Below are 16,824 nucleotides of genomic sequence, written 5' to 3' on the forward strand. Positions count from 1 at the left end.
ACAGGCAGAATTGGCGTCCCGCCCATCCCAAATTTTAGTGATACGGGCCCCTTCCGCCTGGAAATGGATTACATTTAGGGATGTAAATCCACTGCTTTATGAAACGTTTCCTAAAATTTTTGGTCCTTGTCATTATCATAGTGATCGTAGCCGCACTGGGGTATCTTAAATTTTTATTACCTGCGGTAGGAAAAGCCCCTGATGTACAGGCGAAACCGTTGCCGGACCGAATCGAAAGAGGCAGGTACCTGGCCAATCATGTGGCCGTTTGTATGGACTGCCATTCAACAAGAGACTGGACGCGGTTTTCGGGGCCGGTAACGGACGGGTCAACCGGTGTGGGTGGTGAATATTTTGGTCCTGAAATGGGTTTCCCGGGCACCTTTTATTCTAAAAATATAACACCATATCATCTTTCCGGCTGGACCGATGGAGAGATTTACCGAACCATTACTACCGGTGTTAACCGGAGCGGTGAAGCATTGTTTCCTGTAATGCCATATTTAAATTATGGAAAAATGGATCCGGAGGACGTGCTGAGCATTATTGCGTACCTGCGAACCCTAACACCTAAAAAAAGCGATCCCCCTGCCCGGAAGATCGACTTTCCACTGAACTTCATCATCAATACCATTCCAAAAAAGGCGGTACCAATGCAGCGACCTGATACGACTGATATTGTAAAACGCGGTGAATACCTGGTAACCATTGCGGCCTGCGTGGAATGTCATACACCGGTTAAAAAAGGACAGATCATCCCGGAAAAAGCATTCAGCGGGGGAAGGGAATTTGTGATGCCGGCCGGTGTTTTGCATACACCCAATATCACACCGGATGCTAAGACCGGTATCGGCGCCTGGTCGGATAGCATGTTTGTTAGCCGTTTCAAAGCATTCAGCCGGCCGGAAAGCCTGCATCCTGTTGGAAAAAATGAGTTCAATACCATTATGCCCTGGAGCATGTATGCTGGCATGACCGAGGGTGACCTGAGAGCGATCTTTGCGTATCTCAAAACCATTAAACCGATGGATAACCGGGTGGTGATATTTGCGGAAACAAAATAGCAACAGAATAAGATGATGGTTTTGATCGTTTATAAGACGCTGATCAACTGCAGTGCTTCAAAAAATACGGTTTTTCTTGAGGTCTTCCGATGCTGAAAATCCCAAAAACTGCACATCGGGCAATCTGTATTGTCAACTTTAAAAATCAAACGGCGGTCATTAAAGCAGGCGTACTTATTTGTAACAATCTTAACAACCGGAGGTAAACGCTTTTGTAAAACGACGCTTCTATTCTGTAAAGCGGAATCGTTATGAAAAAGTTGTACTACCTCCTGTTGCTGGGCCTGCCGTGTTTTGCGAAGGCGCAATCGACAATTCAGGTGAAAAACGACCGAAATCATAGTTTTAATATTATCCTGGAAAATGCCATTCACTACTTTGAAGAAAGCGGGTCGAATATTTCCATTGCCAATCTGCCTGCCGGAAGGTATTGCTTTAAAATATGGGATCCTTTTTTCCCCGAAGCTTCTATGCATGAAACTACGGTGGATATAAAATCAGGCCAAAAGACAATCATTCAGGTACGGGAGCAGATGCAACTGGATAAGACCACAGAAACAATAAAGCTCAAACCCGGGGGGCAGGCCTGTTCCCCCGGTATCATACCCCGAACAACCGGTTTATCAGTGGCTGCCGAAAATGAAAGATGCTGACGCCAATGCGTTGGGGGCGACTATTGGTGGCAAAGCTTTTGACAATGATAAAGCAGCGATCTTAAGGACGGGTACCAGGTACAACTCCTTTACCACGGCACAGGTCCGGCAATGGATCTCCAGTTTCAATTTCGGAAGTAATAAACTAAAAATGGCAAAACTGGTTTTCCCCCAGGTTTTGGATAAACAAAACTACCATCAGTTAAGAGATTCCTTTACTTTTTTAGGAGAACCAAACGAGTTTATGAAATTTTTAAATCAGCAATAAATCAATAATAAAGGCTATTTTCATGGTTCTTATTAAACAGAAACATGAAAAAATGGATGACAGTAACCGCAGTGTTGCTGTTTGGAATCAATATCGGCGAAGCGCAAGCAGTAAAGCCGAAAATAAAAGACTGGCATTACCTCGATTACCGGCAGGATGGCTACCGGGGGATCAGTCTTAACCAGGCCTATGCGCTTTTACAGGGGCGTAAAAGTACGCCGGTGATCGTGGCCGTGATCGATAGCGGTATTGACACGCTGCAACCGGACCTGAAACCTGTGTTGTGGCAGAATCCCAAAGAAATCCCCAATAACAATATAGATGATGATGGTAACGGGCTGGTGGATGATTACCATGGATGGAATTATCTGGGCGCACCGGATGGCGAAAATCTTTCGGTAAGCGTTAGTGATGATTGGCGTACCTATCACCGGTTTAAGGAACAGTTTGAGGGGAAGGACAGCACCTCGGTTGCAAAGGGGCAGCCATGGCAATACCGCGAATGGAAACGTGCACACCAGAAGTTGGTCGATTCGTATAACAGTGCTTCTAAGCTGATCGGCAACCTGCGCGAAAACTGGGAATTGGCTGAGCGGTCCAACACAATACTAAAAAAAGCGCTGAATAAAGAGGTGTTTACGCTAAAAGATCTGGACAGCCTTCCGGTTGCCGATGCTAACCGGCAGTGGATCGGGATCTGGAAAAAAATACTGGAAGATGGCCAAACCACTAATGCCGGCTTTTTGAAGGGATTTGGCGACTACAAGAAAGAACAGGAAGATAACCTCATTAAGTTAACAACACCGCCGGAGGACGTTCGCGGAAAGCTGCTGCAGGATGACGATTACGATATAACAAAAACCCGGTATGGCAATAACAATCTTACCGGGTTCAGCGGGTATCACGGCACCGGTGTCAGCAGCGTAATTGGGGCCGTGCGCAACAACGGTACCGGCATTGATGGTATTGCCGATAATGTAAAGATCATGATGATCCGGGGGATTCTGGGAAAGGATGAGTTTGATAAGGATGTGGCGTTAGCAATACGATATGCAGTGGATCATGGTGCTACAGTGATCAATATGAGTTTTGGCAAATACATATCGCCCGATAAGCGCTGGGTAGATGATGCCATCGAATATGCCCTGTCAAAAGATGTGGTACTGGTACATGGTTCCGGTAACGATGCGGCGGACATCGATCAGGATGATCACTACCCCAATGCGTATACCATCGATCACCGGTTTTTACCAAATATGCTCCAGGTAGGGGCCAGCGGAGATGCGAGTCTGGGGACATTGGTCGCCGGATTCAGTAATTACGGTAAGAAAAAAGTAGACCTGTTTGCTCCTGGTCTTGAAATTCATTGCGCCATTGCTGGCGATGGTACGCAAATGGCCAGTGGTACCAGCCTTTCAAGTCCCGTGGTAGCAGGTATTGCGGCTCTTTTGCGATCGTATTTTCCAAAACTAAAGGCAACGGAAGTGGTAGACATCATAAAAAGGTCCGGAACGCTTTTGGAAGAACCCGTTGTGAAGCCGGGCACCACGGATGAAAAAGTATTGCTTTCCGAATTATGTAGCTCGGGTAGGATCGCCAATGCCGCGGGCGCGGTAAGAATGGCACTGGAGCGGACCTCCGGAAAATAAGCGTAGGATTATATCGTTGGCCTTTTGTAATGAAAGGTTGTTCGGATCCGGCTATTTGCGTTTCCGGCAACGGAGTTATTTTTCTTTACTACCGTTCGTTTTGTAAAAAAAGGGAACCTGCCGGAAATTCTTCAACTTTTAGGCCTTTTTTTTCCTGTTTTAGACCTACTTTTGCGCAATTTATTTTTTTTAAAAGAAAACAAAAAGATGCCCAAAGATACTTCCATTAAAACGGTATTGATTATTGGCTCCGGTCCTATTGTTATAGGCCAGGCTTGTGAATTTGACTACTCCGGCACCCAGGCCGCCCGCAGTTTGCGGGAAGAAGGGATCAAGGTGATCCTGGTCAACAGCAACCCGGCTACCATTATGACCGACCCGATGATGGCAGACCGTGTATACCTTTTACCGCTGACCACAGAAAGCATTGAACAGATCCTTAAGGAGAATGATATTGATGCGGTATTGCCTACAATGGGAGGACAAACAGCACTGAATCTTTGTAAAGAAGCCGAAGAACTGGGACTTTGGAAAGAATACGATGTGCGGCTGATTGGTGTGGATATCAAGGCAATCGATAAGGCTGAGGACCGCGAACTGTTTCGCCAGTGGATGATTGAACTGGGTGTTCAGGTGGCTACGGCGAAAACGGCCAACTCCTTCCTGGAAGGAAAAGAATTCGCGCAGGAGATCGGTTTTCCGCTGGTGATCCGTCCATCGTTTACCCTTGGCGGTACCGGTGGAGGTTTTGTACACGATAAAGACGAGCTGGATGAAGCCCTGAACCGGGGTTTACAGGCTTCACCCATCCACGAAGTGCTGGTGGAAAAAGCCGTACTGGGCTGGAAGGAGTTTGAGCTGGAACTGCTGCGGGACTCTGCTAATAATGTATGTATCATTTGTACCGTAGAAAACTTTGATCCCATGGGTGTGCATACCGGTGACTCCATTACGGTGGCGCCTTCTATGACGCTGAGTGATACCGGGATGCAACTGATGCGAAATACGGCAATCCGGATGATGCGGGACCTGGGCAATTTTGCCGGAGGCTGTAACGTACAGTTTGCCATGAACCCCGAAACCGAAGAGATCATCGCCATTGAAATCAATCCCCGGGTGAGCCGTTCTTCGGCACTGGCTTCAAAAGCAACCGGGTATCCGATCGCAAAAATAGCCGCTAAACTGGCCATTGGTTATAACCTGGATGAACTGGAAAACCAGATTACCGGAACCACCTCGGCTTATTTTGAACCGGCGCTGGATTATGTAATTGTAAAAATTCCCCGCTGGAACTTTGATAAATTTAAAGGTGCTAATGATACCCTCGGCCTGCAGATGAAGAGCGTGGGCGAGGTAATGGCCATTGGCCGCAGCTTTAACGAGGCGGTACAGAAAGCCTGCCAGAGCCTGGAAAATAATGCCATCGGCCTCGGGTACTATGGCAAGAGCCTGATGCGTGCAGAGGAACTGCTGGAATATATTAAAACACCGAAATGGGATCGCATATTCCGTATTAAAGATGCCCTGATGGCGGGTGTGTCTGTAGGAACCATCTCGAAAGCCACCAATGGCATCGATCGCTGGTTTCTTTCCGAGATCCAGAAACTTTGTGTCCTGGAAAAGAAAATTGCGGCCTATAACCTGGACACCCTGCCGGCCGAATTGCTGCGCGATGCCAAGGTAAACGGGTTCAGCGACGCTCAGATCGCCGAGATCATGGGGCATGGCAATACCGAAGAAGCCGTATACGCCCGCAGGAAAGAACTGGGCATCAACCGGGTGTATAAAATGGTAGATACCTGCAGCGCCGAATTTGAAGCTAAAACGCCCTATTTCTACTCAACTTTTGATGCACCTTCCCATTCGGATCTGAGTGCCGGAGACCTGGTACACAACGAATCCAGGGTTTCAGATAAGAAAAAGATCATCGTGCTGGGTAGCGGGCCCAACCGTATCGGTCAGGGTATTGAGTTCGATTACTGCTGTGTACATGGGCTGTTGGCGATTAAAGAAGCCGGTTATGAAGCGATTATGATGAACTGTAACCCGGAAACCGTGAGCACGGATTTTGATATGGCCGACAAGCTGTACTTTGAACCGGTATACTGGGAGCATGTGCGCGAATTGATCGAATATGAAAAGCCTGCAGGGGTGATTGTACAGTTAGGCGGGCAAACGGCGTTGAAGCTGGCAGAAAAGATCAAAGACATGGGCGTGGAAATCATGGGTACCAGTTTTGATAATATGGACATCGCCGAAGACCGGGGCCGGTTCAGTGATATGCTGAAAGAATTAAAAATTCCTTACCCGGAATATGGCTCGGCGTGGACAGTGGATGAAGCGGTACAAATCGCTAACCGTGTGGGCTATCCGGTACTGGTGCGTCCTTCTTATGTACTGGGCGGACAGCGGATGCGGATCGTATTAAATGATGATGAAGTAGAAAGAGCGGTAATCAGCCTACTGAAACATATTCCCGGCAATAAGATCCTGATCGACCATTTTCTGGACCGTTGCCAGGAAGCGGAAGTGGATGCGATCTACGATGGTGAAAATTTCCACGTAATGGGTGTAATGGAACATATTGAGCCGGCAGGGATCCACAGCGGAGACAGCAACGCCGTATTACCGGCCTTTAACCTCTCCCCGATGGAGGTGACTACCATGGAGCACTATGCAGAAAAAATTGCAAAAGCACTGGATATCCGTGGACTAATCAATATCCAGTTTGCGATAAAGGATGGTACCGTGTATGTAATTGAAGCCAACCCACGGGCATCGCGCACCACGCCATTTATTGCGAAAGCCTACCAGATTCCTTATCTGAACATTGCCACCAAGGTTATGATCGGCGCCAATAAATTGACAGATTTTAAAATAGAGAAAAAGCTGGACGGCTATGCCATTAAGGAGCCGGTATTCAGCTTCAATAAATTCCCCGGGGTAAATAAAGAGTTGGGCCCTGAAATGAAGAGTACCGGCGAAGCAATCCGCTTTATCAAAAACCTGAAGGACCCTTATTTCCGACAGCTTTATAAAGACCGGAGCATGTTCCTGAGCAAATAAGCAATATGCTATGCGGGATCTACGCTGCGGGGCTTCAAGTTATGTTATGCGGGACTTAAAGTCCCGCATATCTGTTTTTATTGTATTTTCATGGTTTAATTATCGACAATCTTAATATGACGCATAAACAAAAACCGGTTATCGGCATTACTTCCGGAGATCTGAATGGCATTGGTATTGAGCTTATTGTAAAAACCTTTGCAGATACCCGCCTGCTGGATATCTGTACGCCTGTTATTTTCGCCAGTAATAAAGCAGTGAATTTTTACAGGAAGACGGTATCTGAAAGCAATTTCAGTTTCTTTCATACCCGGGAATTTGAAAAGATTAATCCCAAGCAGGTAACCATTTTCAACTGCTGGGAAGAAGAGGTGAACATTACACCCGGAACACTTAATGAAACCGGCGGCCGTTATGCCGTAATTTCCCTAGAAACGGCCATCGGGGCACTAAAAGAAAAAAAAATCGAAGGATTGGTAACAGCGCCCATTCATAAAACCAATGTGCAATCGGAGCAGTTTTCGTATACCGGGCATACTCCTTATCTCAAAGCCAGCTTTAACGCAAAAGATGTGGTTATGATGATGTGTGCCGAAAATATGCGCGTGGCACTGGTAACGGAGCATGTGCCGATTAGCGAAGTGGCAAAACAGATTACGGCGGAGGCGATCCTGAGCAAACTGGCGATTATCAACAGCAGCCTGCAGCAGGATTTTGGCATCGGTAAGCCCCGTATTGCAGTGTTGGGGTTAAACCCGCATGCGGGTGATGAGGGGCTTGTTGGCAAAGAGGAACAAACCATCATTGCCCCGGCTGTAAAGCAGGCGCGCAATAAGAACATCCTGGCGTTTGGTCCTTATAGTGCAGATGCATTTTTTGCCCGGGGACAATACGAAAAGTTTGACGCCGTACTGGCCATGTACCACGACCAGGGATTGATCCCTTTTAAATCGCTGGCACAGGGAGAAGGCATAAACTATACCGCGGGACTGGATATTGTACGCACTTCGCCGGATCATGGGGTGGCCTTTGACATTGCCGGTAAGGGACGGGCCGATGCGGGTTCCTTCCTGCAGGCGGTTTATACCTGTACCGATATCATTAGCCAACGTGCAGAATACAAAGAACAACATGCCAACCCCTTGCGCAAAGTATCACCGGAGGTGGTTTCCAGGCTGGAAGACGAAAAAATAGAAGAATAAATAACTGATAGATAAAAATGGGATCCTGCCGGTAAAAAGGCGGGATTTTTTTTTGCCACTGAGATACGTAGTTCCGAATGTTCGGGACACAGAAGTTTTGAATGTCCGCTCATGAATTTTCCTGTAGCTGTTTTGTGAAAATCTGAGGCGTCTTTGAGCATATATTGACGTCCGCGTGCTAAGGAAATGACATTAAAATGGCTAACGCTGAATGTTCAGTGTTTCAGTGGCATAGAGCAGGAAACAGGCAAAAAAATAAGAGGGGGTACGATGATCTGGACAGATCCGGTAGCCCACTCTTAAGCCCTCTAAACCGTAGTAAAAATAGGATGCTTAATGCTCTGTTTTGAATTTATTCGATGAATGCCCCGTTTTTTAAGCCCGGGCCGGAGAAAAAAAAGGTAAAGCAAAAGGAGCTTTTTGTTTTATGATTCTGTATGCGGGGATTAACGTGCACAAAAAAAGCGACCCTGGAGGATCGCTGAAGCTGCCGTAGCAACTGCCTTCAATTATTTCTTATAAAGTCCGTCCTGTTTGGCTTTTTCTTCCACCTTGGCGGCCCGGTCTTTACTGTCTGGGTGACTGCTCAGCATCTTTTCTGTGTTGCTGGCTTTAGCGCCGCCACTCAGTTCCGCAAGTTTGTTAAAGGCGCTGGCCATCGCCATTACATTATACCCGTTGCGTTTAAGGAAAGCGTATCCGTAGGCGTCTGCTTCCGATTCCTGTTTGCGGCTGTATTTCGACTCAAGCACCGCATTAGCAAACTGGCCCAGCTGGCTTTCGCTGAGCTGCGCTACAGCACCGGACTGGGAGGCCGCTGCATCTGTAATGGCCGCTCTTTTATAAGCTGCGCGGATGGCATCTCTTGTGTCTTTATTCTTTACATGTCCGATCTCATGTCCGATCACCGAAAGGATTTCTTCGTCGGTCATCAGATCCATCAGGGCTGCAAAAACGCGAATACTGCCATCGGCACAGGCAAAAGCATTGATGTCTTTTACCAGGTAAACTTTGTAGTTGAGGTTTAATCCGTCTTCGCTTTTATGTTTTGCAAAGATTTTGTTCAGGCGAATGGCATAAGGATCATCCGCCTTGGCAACCGGATTGTTGGCATCCATCCATTCCACTGCCTGGCTGGCCAGTTTGGCAGCATCTGCATCGCTGAATGTGGCAGCCTTTACTCCTTTTTCCGCAGCGCCAATGGTTTTTGAGTTGAGTTTGAATTGCGCAAAAGATTTGGTGCCCAGTGTTGCAAGGATAGCAAGTGATAATACTACTTTCTTCATGTTTTTCGGTTTAATAATAAATTTTGCGCCAAAACTAAGGGGTTTCTGTTAAATCAGCGTTACGAGATCAGGAATTCAATAAACCATCCACTGCTTTTATTGCTGCCCGGATCCGGTTGGTTCCCAATCCCTTAATTTCCACCCAGGGTGTTTGCTGATCGATTAGCAGGGATCTGTAGATCCGAAACAGTTCTTCCCGGGTTTCAGGGTCGGGGTATTCCCGCAGTGCATCCTGCACCCAGGGAAGATCCGTATTGCAAAGCAGGTACAGATCGTAGCGGCGTGCAGCAATAGCATCGAGGATAAACCTGTGGCATTTGTTAAAGACGAACTCACACCACACTTTCATAACATACATATCGGTGTCAATAAAGAGCGGTGACATCCCGGCGCTCCGGAGCTGATGGCTGTATTGATCTTCCAGTGCCAGCTGGCCTTTTGCGATCACCAGCAGGTCTTCGTAGGTATAGTCCTTTCCGTTTTCCATTAAATAGCTCCGCGCATATTCCGGGCACCAACCGGTTTTATAATGCCGGGCCAGGGCCGAGCAAAGATTGCTTTTACCGGTACTTTCGGGGCCAATGATCACAATTTTTTTTAGCATGGTTTTAAATAAAAAATCCTGGAATAATGAAAACGCTGTCGCAGAGCGTTAATCCGGCGGGTTCCGGTAACTGCGGATCGCGCGCAGGTAGCGCGGCCCTTTTTGGGTTCGGAACCGGGTGGGCATTTGTTTAAACCGCCCGTTGCGGTCGAAGGTCCATACAATAAAATGAAGATGGGGAAAGTAGGTATAACCGGTATTTCCGCTGTAGGCGATGGGTTGTCCCTTTTTAACGGAGTCGCCCGTGTGCACCAGCACCCCGTTTTGCTGCAGATGCCAGTACCCGGCCCTTGAACTATCTGCATGCTGAATCACTACGTAATTGGCATGCGCCCGGTTTGACTTTTTAATACCACCCTGGCTTCCGTCTTCTTTCAGCCGTACAACCACGCCTTCCCTTGCAGCACAAACCACGGAACCTATGGGCATTTTAAAATCGAGGGCGGCCCGTCGCTTATGTGTGAACTGTGTAAAATAGCCTTGTACCAGGGTATGGCTTACGCCTTTGGGATAGGGCAGGTCATATACAAAAGAACTGGTGTCAATGATCCTTCCCCTCTGAAGCCGGTGCGTTTCCCGGCGCAAGGGGTTATTCATGTAGCCGCAGCTGCCCAATAAAACAGCCGTGGCCAGGGGTATGAGGATGAGCGCGCGCATTAAAAAGCGCCACCGGTACGGTGACGCCAACAAATGTATTGATTCTGATGGATTATTCAGCTTCTGCCACAACTTCCTTTACTTCAGGAATCATGCGTTTCATCATTCCTTCGATGCCTGCTTTAAGCGTAATCATAGAAGACGGGCAACCGCTGCAGCTACCCTGCATCATCAGGTTAACCACTCCGTCATTATAACTGCGGAACTGGATGGCACCGCCGTCCATTTCAACAGCCGGTTTTACATAATTCTCCAACAGTTCCTTAATACGTTTTACCACATCATCATCGTCTGCAGAAACTTCATTGCTGCTTTCTTTTTTAACCGTAACCACTTCATCTTCGTTGATCACCACCTTGCCCTCTTCCAGGTAGTCTTTTAAAAACTGGCGGATCGACGGGGTCACGTCCTGCCACTCCGCATCGGCGGTTTTTGTAAGGGTAACAAAATTGCTGGCGATGAAAACAGCTTTTATAAACGGAAAACCAAACAATTCGGTGGCAAGCGGTGATGGCTTGGCGGCTTCTGCATCCGGAAAATCAATGCTTTTACCGGGATATAGCAATTTGTTGGCCACAAACTTCATCGTTTCCGGGTTCGGAGTCATTTCTGTATAAATACTGATCACTGGATTACCTGTTTTTATCATGATATGCTGCTATTAATTTACAAAATTAACAATATTTGGCCGTATTGGTTGAAAAGAGTCGGCTGCAACGCATAACATTTTATGGTTCAGCCTGTATGGGAACATATGGACGGCCCTGGCTGCTGCAGCTCAGAAAAACAGGATACACCCGTGAATAATCTGTATCTTGTCCTGAATATCCTGCGGAAACTTATTGTTGCCTCCGGAGCCATAAATAAACCCATATATCTGTTTTGTGAAAAATTATTTAAATGGTTGATAATAAAAGAGTTTTGAGCGAGCGATTCAAGCCGGTGGTGCTTTTGTATGGTACAGGCATCGCAATCAATTTTATTACCCGCCTGGTGCTGCTTTTGGTTTCATTCAATGATCTGACGCTGGGGCTGAAAAATATAACAGGAATTTTTTTTATCGGGCTTTTTTATGATATCTGTTTCCTGTCTTTTGTATCCATTCCGTTTATCCTGATCGCCTGGCTTACCAATGATCTTCTTTTCAAAAATCCCTGGAAAAAAGGGGTGATTACACTTTTTATTATCGGCATCGTCCTCTCGGTGATCCGCAACCCGATTCCGAGGGAGTTTGATAAAAAACTACCCTGGGTGTTTACCGGGTTGGTCGTGTTGTTGTTTGGCGCTTATCTGTTGCTGGCTTCAAAAACGGATGCCTATCGCCACCGCTGGAGAACCCGCGGCATGAAAGTATTCTTTTTTATCATTCTGTTTTTGTTTGTTTTTAATATCATCAGCGAGTATTTCTTTTGGGATGAATTTGGCTCTCGCTACAATTTTATCGCCGTGGATTACCTGATTTATACCAATGAGGTCGTGGGCAATATCCGGGAATCCTACCCCATCGGCTGGATCATTGCCGGGGTATTGCTGGTGACGGTACTGGTTTTTATGCTTATCCGCAAGCGTTTGGATGGCTGGGCTTTTGCGTTCCCCGGGTTTGCACAGCGGTCGGCGCTGGCGCTGGGATTACTGCTGGTTCCCGTATTGGTTTATTTTTTGGTAAACAACCGGATCAAGAACTTTAGCGATAACGATTATGTAAACCAGCTGGCGGGTAACGGCGTATATGAATTTGGAGCTGCTTTCTGGAATAACGACCTGGATTTTTACCGGTTTTACAAAACCATACCGGATCAGGAAGCACTTGCCGAAGTGCGGAAACAATTGCTGGAGCGCTCTCCAACCGACAGTTTTTTAAACAACAACGGGTTTTCCATCGAGCGGATGGTGCACTATCCGGGTCCGGAAAAGCGGATGAACGTGGTTCTGATCAGCATTGAAAGTTTTAGTGCGGGGTTTATGGGCACATTTGGCAATACACAAAACATTACGCCCTATTTAGACAGTCTGAGCCGGCAGTCCATATTCTTTAATAAATGTTATGCTACCGGCACCCGCACCGTGCGCGGGCTGGAGGTGCTTTCGCTTTCCATACCGCCCATCCCTGGACAAAGTATTGTGCGCCGCCCCGATAACGACAGCCTGTTTACCATTGGTGCTGTATTGCGGGAGCGGGGTTATACCACCCAGTTTTTATACGGAGGCTACAGCAGCTTCGACAATATGGGACCCTATTTTTCGGCAAACGGCTATGAAGTGATTGATCGTTCGGCTCTGAAACCGGAGGAGATCCATTATGCCAATATCTGGGGGGTGGCGGATGAGGATATGTTTACCCTGGCTTTAAAACAGTTTGATAAAAATGCGGCAACGGGAACGCCATTTTTTGCACAGATCATGACGGTTTCCAATCACCGGCCATATACCTATCCGGAAGGACGGATCGATATTTCTCCAAAATTGCAGAAGCGGGAAGGAGCAGTTAAATACACGGATTATTGTATCGGCAATTTCCTGAAACAGGCGGCGGCAAAACCCTGGTTTGCAAATACCGTATTTGTTATTGTTGCGGATCATTGTGCTTCGGCAGCCGGTAAAACAGACCTGCCGGTTACGGGGTATCATATTCCCCTGTTTATTTACAGTCCGGCTAACCTGCAGCCTCAGGTAGTGGATCATATGGTATCGCAGATGGACGTGGTGCCAACTATTTTGGGGCTTTTGAATAAAAGTTACTGTTCCAAATTTTTTGGCCAGGACCTGTTGCGCATGCCGGCCGGAAAGGACCGGGCGTTTATCAGTACATATAGCGGACTGGGTTATTTAAGAGATAGTCAGCTGGTTGTACAAAAGCCACCGCTTAAAGTAGAACAGCAGCGCCCTGATTTCAGCTCCGGAACTGCTGCAAAAGTGAAGATGAATGACAGCTTGTACCGGCAGGCCCTAAGCTATTATCAATTGGCAGAAAAGATCTTCAAATCCGGGGGATATAAGCAGCGGTAAAATGTACAATAAAAAATATTGAGGAATATAGAGCGGGTGATCCAGATGCGGGCAGCGGCCACAACAGTTACCGGCACGCAGCTACGGGAAGATCAGCCGCTCTTAATCGGCAATAAGATACGCCCGCTAATGCTAATCTTCAGCTTCAACACATAGCGCAAAAAATTTGTGGTGATACCCCTTTTATTTGCTATTAGTTTATTTTTGGCGGGCTATTTTAAACGCATCAAACCAGCCCCGTTAGAGGCGATCTATCAGTAACATGAAAAAAATATATTATCTCGCTACTTGCGATACCTGTAAAAAGATAATGGAAGATGCCGGAATCAGCGCGCAAAGCGGGTTTCAGCTGCAAGACATCCGTACGGAAAAGATAACGCCGCAACAGTTAGGCGAAATGAAACAACTTGCAGGGAGTTATGAAGCCCTGTTCAGTCGCCGGGCACTGCTGTATAAGGAACTGGGGTTAAAAGATAAAAAACTAGCGGAAAGCGATTACCGCGATTATATCCTGAAGCATGATACATTTTTAAAGCGCCCGGTGGTGGTCGTTGGCGACCGCATTTTTATTGGCAGCGAAAAGAAAAATGTGGAAGCGCTGACGGCCTTCCTGTCTTGATGGTTCAATACGCAGCGTCCCCTTCGGGAGATATTGCACTGGAATAAAGTGTTCCTGTTCGTGTGTTCTTACATTGATGTCAATTACTGTATATAGGTACGCAGTGCCCCCTTTGGAAGACACTGCGTGGAAGCAACATATGAGTGTTGACCATTAAGGCAGTTCGATATTGATGGGCACGATCCACCAGTTGCCATACCACACCATCACTTCGGGATCTCCCGGGATAAAGGTGATCTGGGTACTGCCTGATGCCTGTTTGGGCTGCATACCAAACTCCGGCTTGAGGTTAATGCTTTCTGCCATACGGATATCGGGGCCGTTTTCCAGTTTCAGCTCTAGTTTATAACGCCCCAGGGGAATATTGTTGATGTAAAGCTCATTGCTTTCCACCACCTTTCGGATGTTGAAGCTGATTTTTTCATCGGCATGCAACAGATCCAGCGGCGTAAGTTTTATAAGGATCACCGAACCCACCGGAAAACTTCCGGGCAGTGGCAGCGACTCGGTGCGCAGGCTGTACGAAAGATGTATGGAGCCACCCATATAGCTGCTGGGCCAGTAGGGCCCCTTGATGATCTGCTCGGGTTGCCCCTGGCCATAAGGAAGCAGCACAAAGTTTTTTACGGCCCCGTTTGTGGACGTGAAGCTGGCCAGGCTGCTGTCTGCGGGAAACAAGGACACCGGTGCCTTTCCCGATTCGTAATCCATCAGGTATTTGGCTCCCCAAACGGCAACAGTACCTACGGGAAGCAGGATCTCGTAATAGCCATTGGCATCGGTTTGACCGGAGGCTGAACTATAGGTGCCGCCAATGATGGAGGAGCGGGTGCCGATATCGGCTCCCTTCAGCGGGCGGCCATAGATATCCTTTACATATCCCCGCATGGTGTTTTGTTTAACGGAGAGACTCCGGAAAGCAGGCAGTTTGCTGCGTTGTTTTCCCATTAGGTCCACATACGTACGGGTGCCGGCAACCATAAATTCCCGGGAAGATGCGGGCAGTTGCTGAAAGGGAACGGGTGTGCGTACTTCATCTGCAGGAGAAGGTTTGCCCGGATCTTCGTCTGAAGACGGTCCTTCTTTTTTGGAGCAGCCGGCAAATAAAAGCGCCAGGAGGCATAGGATAGCTGTAACAGTTCGTTTTTTCATTTTAATAGTTGATTTTAGGTTTATGAATACCCCTTAAAAAGGCCCGCGCAAGATAAATTGCGATCGGCCGCTGGTTTAGGTTATTCTGCCAAATCCATATACAGCAGTTGAACAACAACATATGGAGATGAACAGACATCGCGCAGCCGGCTTTTACCATAACCAGGGATCATTGAGCGGCACCATGCCCCCACGCGGCAGTGTCTGAAACACGAAACATTGAAGCCGGCAACAGGCATGTACGGGGGAAAATGGTATTTGTCGATAAATCCGGCCTTTTGTCTTCCGGAACCGTTGCTGGTAGAAGGTGCGGCCCGGAATCAGAACGGCCGCTTAGTTTTGCCGGAAAATTCAAACCTATTAACAACTATGAACAGAACAACCGGATGGCCGTTGATGCCCCTGTATGGAACTTTTATCATAAGCCTCTTTGCCATTGCATCCTGTCAGCTGCAGGCGCGTAATGCTTCAGAGGGCGAAGTGCCTTTCACAGAAAAGAACTGGCAGCTGGTTTCGTTAACGGTACAACCAGCGGTAGACTGGGATCTGGACGGCAGGCCGGAAACGGATATTGCTGCAAAACTGGATCTTTGCGAGCGGGATAACGGCCTTCTGTTCAGGAGCAATCGCCGGGTACTCCGGTTTTATGGTGCTGCCCGTTGTGAGGAGGAGGCGGCACAACGGGAAACCGGAAACTGGACCTACGATGCCCTGCAGAAAAAACTGACGGTAAATGAAGAAAACACCGGGCCTAAAGTATACGAGGTAGCCACATCCGAAACGAGCCGGCTGGTGTTGTTGTACCGGTTTAACAATGGCAGCCGGGAACACGAAATGACGGCCATTTATACAATTAAATAATGAGGTTTTTGATATGTCCCAGGTAGTTCCGGCCCACATTCAGCTCCAGCCCGTTATCCATTACCAGTAAGGTTTTGCCCGCATCGCGGTAGAGCTCCTGCACGTGATCCATATTTACAATCACCGAGCGGTGTATGCGGATAAACTTGGCCGGGTCAAACCTCCCTTCGATGATGCTGATGCCCAGTGTGCTTAAATAGGAGCCCGATCCGGTATGCACTTCTGTATAATCGCGGTTGGCCTTCATATAAATAATAGCTGCTACCGGTATATTCTGGTATCTTTTTTTATGTTCTACCATAATGCGCTCGGGATAGCTGCCTCTTGTTGCGGTAACCTCCGCCATCAGGCTGGAAAGCTGTTGGGGCGCTGTGTTTAAGCGGGTCATGGCATTATCAAAGCGTTCCCGGGTATAGGGTTTCAGCAGGTAATCGACGGCATTGATCTCAAAAGCCTTAATGGCATACTGATCAAATGCAGTGGTGAAAATGATCCGGGGCACATGCTCAATACGCTGTAATACTTCAAAACCATCGGCGCCCGGCATCTGGATATCGAGAAACACCAGGTCCGGCTCCATTCCATTAATGTATTTGATGGCTTCAAGTCCATTGTGGCATTCGCCTGCCACAAAAAAATGATCATGGGCTTTCAGGTATTGTTTTACCAGTACTCTTCCATGTTCCTCATCGTCCACAACCAGTACGGATCTTTTTGACATAACCGTTGTTTGCTAG

At 47.5% G+C, this 16,824-nt stretch carries 15 protein-coding genes; 9 read left to right on the forward strand and 6 right to left on the reverse strand.

Annotated features, from left to right (window positions below):
* Positions 1 to 98 precede the first annotated feature (98 nt).
* The 6 genes from LL912_RS19615 to pdxA all read left to right on the forward strand — a co-directional run bounded on the left by LL912_RS19615 (position 99) and on the right by pdxA (position 7,902).
* Positions 99 to 1,064 carry a c-type cytochrome gene (locus tag LL912_RS19615; RefSeq protein WP_235555305.1) on the forward strand — a complete coding sequence of 322 codons (966 nt, stop codon included), beginning with the start codon at positions 99 to 101 and terminating at the stop codon, positions 1,062 to 1,064.
* Positions 1,065 to 1,315: 251 nt separating this feature from the next.
* Positions 1,316 to 1,717: a hypothetical protein gene (locus LL912_RS19620; RefSeq protein ID WP_235555306.1), complete on the forward strand. Its 402-nt coding sequence runs from the start codon at positions 1,316 to 1,318 to the stop codon at positions 1,715 to 1,717.
* Positions 1,704 to 1,985: a DUF4476 domain-containing protein gene (locus LL912_RS19625; protein ID WP_235555307.1), complete on the forward strand. Its 282-nt coding sequence runs from the start codon at positions 1,704 to 1,706 to the stop codon at positions 1,983 to 1,985. The genes LL912_RS19620 and LL912_RS19625 overlap by 14 nt, the downstream gene beginning before the upstream one ends.
* 44 nt (positions 1,986 to 2,029) lie before the next feature.
* Positions 2,030 to 3,634 (forward strand): S8 family serine peptidase, encoded by a 1,605-nt coding sequence (locus LL912_RS19630; RefSeq protein WP_235555308.1) that lies wholly within the window; start codon positions 2,030 to 2,032, stop codon positions 3,632 to 3,634.
* 207 nt (positions 3,635 to 3,841) lie between these two features.
* Entirely contained in the window at positions 3,842 to 6,700 is a 2,859-nt protein-coding gene (gene carB, locus LL912_RS19635) for a carbamoyl-phosphate synthase large subunit (protein ID WP_235555309.1), read from the forward strand.
* Between the two features lie 116 nt (positions 6,701 to 6,816).
* The gene (pdxA, locus tag LL912_RS19640) at positions 6,817 to 7,902 is read left to right on the forward strand and encodes a 4-hydroxythreonine-4-phosphate dehydrogenase PdxA (protein ID WP_235555310.1); all 1,086 of its coding nucleotides are present in this window, start codon (positions 6,817 to 6,819) and stop codon (positions 7,900 to 7,902) included.
* Between the two features lie 509 nt (positions 7,903 to 8,411).
* On the opposite strand, the gene LL912_RS19645 is transcribed toward pdxA, so the two are convergent.
* The 4 genes from LL912_RS19645 to LL912_RS19660 all read right to left on the reverse strand — a co-directional run bounded on the left by LL912_RS19645 (position 8,412) and on the right by LL912_RS19660 (position 11,098).
* A complete protein-coding gene (locus tag LL912_RS19645; RefSeq protein ID WP_235555311.1) occupies positions 8,412 to 9,188 on the reverse strand; it encodes a M48 family metallopeptidase in 777 nt (258 codons plus the stop codon).
* A gap of 67 nt (positions 9,189 to 9,255) precedes the next feature.
* Positions 9,256 to 9,792, reverse strand: a complete 537-nt coding sequence (locus tag LL912_RS19650) for an AAA family ATPase (protein ID WP_235555312.1) — start codon at positions 9,790 to 9,792, stop codon at positions 9,256 to 9,258.
* 48 nt (positions 9,793 to 9,840) lie between these two features.
* Complete coding sequence (locus tag LL912_RS19655) at positions 9,841 to 10,482, reverse strand: M23 family metallopeptidase (RefSeq protein WP_235555313.1); 642 nt, start codon at positions 10,480 to 10,482, stop codon at positions 9,841 to 9,843.
* Between the two features lie 19 nt (positions 10,483 to 10,501).
* Positions 10,502 to 11,098, reverse strand: a complete 597-nt coding sequence (locus LL912_RS19660) for a NifU family protein (RefSeq protein WP_235555314.1) — start codon at positions 11,096 to 11,098, stop codon at positions 10,502 to 10,504.
* 272 nt (positions 11,099 to 11,370) lie between these two features.
* On the opposite strand from LL912_RS19660, the gene LL912_RS19665 reads away from it, so the two are divergent.
* Together LL912_RS19665 and LL912_RS19670 are read left to right on the forward strand one after the other, a co-directional pair.
* A complete protein-coding gene (locus LL912_RS19665) occupies positions 11,371 to 13,455 on the forward strand; it encodes an LTA synthase family protein (RefSeq protein ID WP_235555315.1) in 2,085 nt (694 codons plus the stop codon).
* Between the two features lie 262 nt (positions 13,456 to 13,717).
* Positions 13,718 to 14,074, forward strand: a complete 357-nt coding sequence (locus LL912_RS19670) for an arsenate reductase family protein (protein ID WP_235555316.1) — start codon at positions 13,718 to 13,720, stop codon at positions 14,072 to 14,074.
* Positions 14,075 to 14,227: 153 nt separating this feature from the next.
* Here the strand turns inward: LL912_RS19670 and LL912_RS19675 are convergent, their stop codons facing one another.
* Positions 14,228 to 15,226 (reverse strand): Ig-like domain-containing protein, encoded by a 999-nt coding sequence (locus tag LL912_RS19675; RefSeq protein ID WP_235555317.1) that lies wholly within the window; start codon positions 15,224 to 15,226, stop codon positions 14,228 to 14,230.
* A gap of 369 nt (positions 15,227 to 15,595) precedes the next feature.
* Between LL912_RS19675 and LL912_RS19680 the strand changes: the two genes are divergently transcribed.
* The gene (locus tag LL912_RS19680) at positions 15,596 to 16,087 is read left to right on the forward strand and encodes a hypothetical protein (protein ID WP_235555318.1); all 492 of its coding nucleotides are present in this window, start codon (positions 15,596 to 15,598) and stop codon (positions 16,085 to 16,087) included.
* Here LL912_RS19680 and LL912_RS19685 read toward each other — a convergent pair.
* Positions 16,080 to 16,808, reverse strand: a complete 729-nt coding sequence (locus tag LL912_RS19685; protein WP_235555319.1) for a LytR/AlgR family response regulator transcription factor — start codon at positions 16,806 to 16,808, stop codon at positions 16,080 to 16,082. The genes LL912_RS19680 and LL912_RS19685 overlap by 8 nt on opposite strands.
* Positions 16,809 to 16,824: the final 16 nt, after the last annotated feature.

The sequence above is a fragment of the Niabella agricola genome (assembly GCF_021538615.1).
Classification (GTDB): Bacteria; Bacteroidota; Bacteroidia; order Chitinophagales; family Chitinophagaceae; genus Niabella; species Niabella agricola.

What these genes read in the sequence shown, in the direction of transcription:
- LL912_RS19680 (WP_235555318.1), top strand. Translation starts at nt 15,596, where the DNA reads ATGAACAGAACAACCGGATGGCCGTTGATGCCCCTGTATGGAACTTTT.
- LL912_RS19645 (WP_235555311.1), bottom strand. Translation starts at nt 9,188, where the DNA reads ATGAAGAAAGTAGTATTATCACTTGCTATCCTTGCAACACTGGGCACC.
- carB (WP_235555309.1), top strand. Translation starts at nt 3,842, where the DNA reads ATGCCCAAAGATACTTCCATTAAAACGGTATTGATTATTGGCTCCGGT.
- LL912_RS19615 (WP_235555305.1), top strand. Translation starts at nt 99, where the DNA reads ATGAAACGTTTCCTAAAATTTTTGGTCCTTGTCATTATCATAGTGATC.
- LL912_RS19620 (WP_235555306.1), top strand. Translation starts at nt 1,316, where the DNA reads ATGAAAAAGTTGTACTACCTCCTGTTGCTGGGCCTGCCGTGTTTTGCG.
- LL912_RS19685 (WP_235555319.1), bottom strand. Translation starts at nt 16,808, where the DNA reads ATGTCAAAAAGATCCGTACTGGTTGTGGACGATGAGGAACATGGAAGA.
- LL912_RS19650 (WP_235555312.1), bottom strand. Translation starts at nt 9,792, where the DNA reads ATGCTAAAAAAAATTGTGATCATTGGCCCCGAAAGTACCGGTAAAAGC.
- LL912_RS19660 (WP_235555314.1), bottom strand. Translation starts at nt 11,098, where the DNA reads ATGATAAAAACAGGTAATCCAGTGATCAGTATTTATACAGAAATGACT.
- pdxA (WP_235555310.1), top strand. Translation starts at nt 6,817, where the DNA reads ATGACGCATAAACAAAAACCGGTTATCGGCATTACTTCCGGAGATCTG.
- LL912_RS19670 (WP_235555316.1), top strand. Translation starts at nt 13,718, where the DNA reads ATGAAAAAAATATATTATCTCGCTACTTGCGATACCTGTAAAAAGATA.
- LL912_RS19630 (WP_235555308.1), top strand. Translation starts at nt 2,030, where the DNA reads ATGAAAAAATGGATGACAGTAACCGCAGTGTTGCTGTTTGGAATCAAT.
- LL912_RS19625 (WP_235555307.1), top strand. Translation starts at nt 1,704, where the DNA reads ATGAAAGATGCTGACGCCAATGCGTTGGGGGCGACTATTGGTGGCAAA.
- LL912_RS19675 (WP_235555317.1), bottom strand. Translation starts at nt 15,226, where the DNA reads ATGAAAAAACGAACTGTTACAGCTATCCTATGCCTCCTGGCGCTTTTA.